Origin of the sequence: Desulfofundulus sp. (assembly GCF_049701015.1) — a bacterium.
In the GTDB taxonomy this organism is placed as follows: Bacteria; Bacillota; Desulfotomaculia; order Desulfotomaculales; family Desulfovirgulaceae; genus Desulfofundulus.
This window is the reverse complement of the sequence record NZ_JBNATZ010000201.1, coordinates 1-4,543: the sequence shown is the minus strand read 5'-3', so window position 1 is coordinate 4,543 and position 4,543 is coordinate 1. Positions and strand designations below refer to the sequence as shown.

Annotated in this window: 3 protein-coding genes, 1 riboswitch and 1 other annotated feature; all 3 genes read left to right on the top strand. The window is 52.9% G+C overall.

Annotated features, from left to right (window positions below; genetic code table 11):
• The first annotated feature begins 72 nt into the window (after positions 1–72).
• The 3 genes from ACPLUI_RS11335 to ileS all read left to right on the top strand — a co-directional run bounded on the left by ACPLUI_RS11335 (position 73) and on the right by ileS (position 4,508).
• The gene (locus ACPLUI_RS11335; RefSeq protein WP_424660370.1) at positions 73–366 is read left to right on the top strand and encodes a DUF167 domain-containing protein; all 294 of its coding nucleotides are present in this window, start codon (positions 73–75) and stop codon (positions 364–366) included.
• A gap of 136 nt (positions 367–502) precedes the next feature.
• Positions 503–591: riboswitch (cyclic di-GMP riboswitch) on the top strand.
• Positions 592–684: 93 nt separating this feature from the next.
• Positions 685–1,308 carry an HD-GYP domain-containing protein gene (locus ACPLUI_RS11330; protein WP_424660369.1) on the top strand — a complete coding sequence of 208 codons (624 nt, stop codon included), beginning with the start codon at positions 685–687 and terminating at the stop codon, positions 1,306–1,308.
• Between the two features lie 110 nt (positions 1,309–1,418).
• Positions 1,419–1,657, top strand: a binding site (T-box leader).
• A 67-nt stretch (positions 1,658–1,724) separates the two neighbouring features.
• A complete protein-coding gene (ileS, locus tag ACPLUI_RS11325) occupies positions 1,725–4,508 on the top strand; it encodes an isoleucine--tRNA ligase (RefSeq protein WP_424660368.1) in 2,784 nt (927 codons plus the stop codon).
• The last annotated feature ends 35 nt before the right edge of the window (positions 4,509–4,543 follow it).

The following is a 4,543-nucleotide window of genomic DNA, read 5'->3' as shown; positions in this document are numbered from 1 at the left end:
GTTGCAGGGACTACTAAAAGCGGCCGACTGGCAGTCATTTTGCACCGTTATGTTTAGTGGGGTGGCTGGTTGATGCTGTTCCTGAGGGAAGAAAAAGATGCGGTGGTTTTTAAAGTTCGCGTTCAGCCCCGGGCGGCGAAAAATGAGCTGGCCGGGGTTTTTGAAGATGCCCTGAAGGTCCGTTTGACGGCACCACCGGTGGAAGGGGAAGCCAACGAAGCCTGCAGGGATTTTTTTTCCCGGTTACTGGGGGTGCCCAGGGCACGGGTGGAAATCGTAACCGGACACACGGGGCGCAACAAGCTGGTACGGGTACGGGGAATATCTGTCGAAAAAGTGCGTTCACTGCTGAAAAATAAAATTTAACCCTTACCGTTTCTGGACGAATATTGTTAAAGGATGTAGATGTGAAAAACGTTCCAGAAAAAGAAGCAAAATCTTCCGGGAAAAAGAAGGAAAACCATTTATCTTTGTCGAAGGAGATCCAAAAAAGCATAAGGTGTCTCCCGGTGGGCAAACCCGGCGAAAGCCGGGGACGCAAAGCCACAGGTCTACAGTTCTCTAAAGAACCACGACGGCTGGGCTGCAAGGGAGTAAGAAGTAACCGCAGGGGAGCACCAGGTCATACTGCGGTATTATTTTTCTTTTCTTCCTGCCATCTTTGGGCAATGAGGTGTTAACAGTATGGAAGCCAAACTTGTTTATACTGTCCGGATCTTAAACAGGGTGCAGGAGACCCGGCTCAAGCTGACCTATCATCACTCCCAGCGTGTGGCAAGTTATGCCATCATGCTGGCCAGGGAGCTGGGGATGCCGACAAAAGAGCAGCAATACATATACCTGGCAGGGTTGCTCCACGATATAGGGAAACTGGGTGTTTCCAATGCAATTCTTTTCAAGCCTGGTAAGCTCACCGAGGATGAATGGGAAGAAATAAAAGAACACCCTGTCATCAGCTATGAAATACTTTCAGTCATGCCATGTATGAAAGTCATCAGCCTGATGGCCCTGTACCATCACGAGCGTTACGACGGATATGGCTATCCCGAAGGGTTGCAGGGAGAAGCCATTCCCCTGGGGGCTCGAATTTTAGCGGTGGCTGACAGCTTTGATGCCATGACCTCCCGCCGTGTTTACCGCCCCATGATGTCCCGGGAATCGGCGCTGGAAGAGCTGTACCGCTGTAAAGGGACTCAGTTTGACCCCTATTTGGTGGAAGTCTTCTGCCGTGCAGTCGAGCGCGGGGAAATAGATGGTTGCAAACATTCTCAGATGATTGAAAAAGTTATGGGAATTGCCCAAAGGTAGGCCGGGATTTTAGCCAAAAAAAGCTCATTGCTCCAACTTTTGACGTTCCCGGGGGACAGGCATGTTGACCTTACCCCTGTTTTTTGTGTATAATACTTCTTGTTTAGGTTGAAAAACCTGTGAACGGGACGAGTAGCCAGGTTCCTCCTGTTGCAGAGAGCCCGGGGAGCTGGGATCCGGGCACAGGAAGCCGTGGCGAAAATCACCCGGGAGGTGCCGGCTGAACAGCGGGGTTAAATCCTGTTTAGTAGGCCTGGACGGTTGGCCGCCGTTACCGGCAGAACGAGGGGACAGGTTGAACGTTAACCTGTCTAGAAGGGTGGTACCGCGGGCAAATCCCGTCCCTTGGGGCGGGTTTTTTGTATTTTAGCCGGATAAAACTTCAGCTATCAACCGTAAAACTGGGGTGGTTAATTATGGATTACAGCCAGACCTTAAACCTGCCCAAAACAGACTTTCCCATGAGGGCCAATCTGCCCCAACGGGAACCAGAGATTTTAAAGTTCTGGGATGAAATTAATATTTACCGTCTCGTGCAGCAAAAAAATGCCGGGCGTCCCAGGTTTATTCTGCATGACGGGCCGCCTTACGCCAACGGGCACATCCACCTGGGAACTGCTCTGAACAAGGTACTCAAGGATATTGTAATCAAGTATCATTCCATGGCTGGTTACGATGCCCCTTATGTACCTGGTTGGGATACCCACGGGTTGCCCATCGAGCAACAGGCCATTAAAAACCTTGGGTTGAACCGTCATGCCGTTCACCCCGTGGAATTCCGGCGCAGGTGCAAGGAATACGCTTTAAAGTTTGTGGACATCCAGCGGCAGGAATTCAAACGCCTGGGCGTGAGGGGGGACTGGGATCACCCCTACCTGACCCTGATGCCCCACTATGAGGCGGCACAAATTGGTGTTTTTGGCGAAATGGCCCGCAGGGGATACATTTACAAGGGGTTAAAGCCGGTCTACTGGTGTGCTACCTGTGAGACGGCCCTGGCCGAAGCGGAAGTGGAGTATCAGGATAAAAAGTCCCCATCTATTTATGTATCTTTTCCGGTGAAGGATGGGAAGGGGCTCCTGCCGGCGGGCAGCCAGGTGATTATCTGGACTACCACCCCCTGGACCCTGATTGCCAACGTGGCTGTTTGCCTGCATCCCGATTTTACCTACGTCCTGGTGGCTTTCGGGGAAGAGGATTATGTGGTGGCCAAAGAACTGCTCCCTTCTTTTGCCCGGGAAGCAGGACTCAAGGATTGGACCGTTAAAAAAGAATTTGCCGGGAGTGACCTGGAGGGTGTGGTTCTGGAACACCCCTTTATTGAACGGGATTCTCTTGTGATTTTGGGGGAACACGTCACTCTGGATGCAGGCACCGGTTGTGTGCACACCGCTCCTGGGCACGGTCACGAAGACTACCTTGTGGGACAACGCTATGGCTTGCCCATTATTTCTCCCGTTGACGGCCGGGGGCGTTTTACCGGGGAGGCAGGTCAGTTTGCCGGACAGTTTTATGTTGACGCCAATGAGAGTATCATGGCCGAGCTAAGGGCAAGGGGTAAATTGCTCAAGAGCGATACCATAAAGCACCAGTATCCCCACTGCTGGCGTTGTAAAAATCCGGTCTTTTTCCGGGCTACGGAACAGTGGTTTGCTTCTATTGAGGGTTTCCGTCAGAAAGCCCTGGAGGCCATCCGGCAGGTGCGCTGGATCCCGGCCTGGGGAGAAGAGCGCATTTACAATATGGTGGCCAACCGTGGTGACTGGTGCATTTCCCGGCAGAGAACCTGGGGTGTTCCTATACCCATCTTTTACTGCAACCGTTGCGGCCGGGAAATTATAACCGAAGAAACCATATCCCACCTGCAGGGTTTGTTCAAGGAGCACGGTTCGGATGTCTGGTTCATGCGGGAAGCGGCTGAACTGCTTCCTCCCGGGTTCAAGTGCCCGTCCTGCGGGGCCAGCGAATTTACAAGGGAAACCGATATAATGGATGTCTGGTTTGATAGCGGCACTTCTCACGTGGGTGTACTGGAACAGCCGGACATCTGGCCGGAGCTGCGCTGGCCGGCGGATCTCTATCTGGAAGGTAGCGACCAGCACCGGGGGTGGTTTAACAGCTCCCTGTCCACGGCAGTGGCGGTGAGAGGTCGGGCTCCCTACCGGGCGGTGCTTACCCATGGCTTTGTGGTTGATGAGCAGGGCCGCAAGATGAGCAAATCCCTGGGTAATGTTATCGATCCCCTGAAGATTATCGAACAAATGGGTGCCGATATTTTACGCCTGTGGGTGAGTTCTGCCGACTACCGGGGTGATCTGGCGGTATCGCCAAACATTTTAAAACAAATGACCGAAGCCTACCGGAAGATCCGCAATACCTGCCGGTTCTTGCTGGGGAACCTGTATGACTTCGGACCTGCCGACCAGTTACCGTATGACCGGCTCCCCGAGATTGATCGCTGGGCACTTTTACGCCTGCACCGGATGATAGAAAGGGTTCTGGCTGCCTACAGGGATTATGAGTACCACGTGGTTTTCCATACCATTCATCATTTTTGTACTATCGACATGAGTGCGCTTTATCTGGATATGGTTAAAGACCGTCTCTATACTACCCACCCTTTTTCTTCGGAGCGCAGAGCCGCCCAGACTGTGCTTTACCAGGTATTGCATGCCCTGGTACGTCTGCTTACCCCCATTCTTGCCTTTACTACGGAAGAGATCTGGCGTTATGCTCCGAAAGAAAAGGATGCGCCTGTGAGTGTCCAGCTAACCGACATGCCCCGGGTGAACGAGGATTATCTGGATGTGGAACTGGAAGCCAGATGGGAGCGCCTGCTGGCAGTAAGGGGAGAAGTTACCCGGGCTCTGGAGACGGCCCGGAGGGAAAAAGTGATTGGCAATTCTCTGGAGGCTGCGGTAGTCCTGTACGCCCGGGAGGAAATGTACGAGTTTCTATCCAGCGCTGAGGATCTGCCCACCATTTTCATCGTTTCGGCCGTGGAACTTAAAAGATGGTCCGGAGACCTGCCGCACAAAGCGGTAGTTTCCGAAACAGTTCCCGGGCTGGCGGTAGTGGTTGAAAGGGCGCCGGGAGAAAAATGTGAGCGGTGCTGGATGTACCATCCCGGAGTTGGCCAGCACCCCGATCACCCCACCCTTTGCCCCCGCTGTGTGGACGTCATAAGGACACTGGAGTAAATAAAGAAACCCTTCTCCATTGGAGAAGGGTTTCT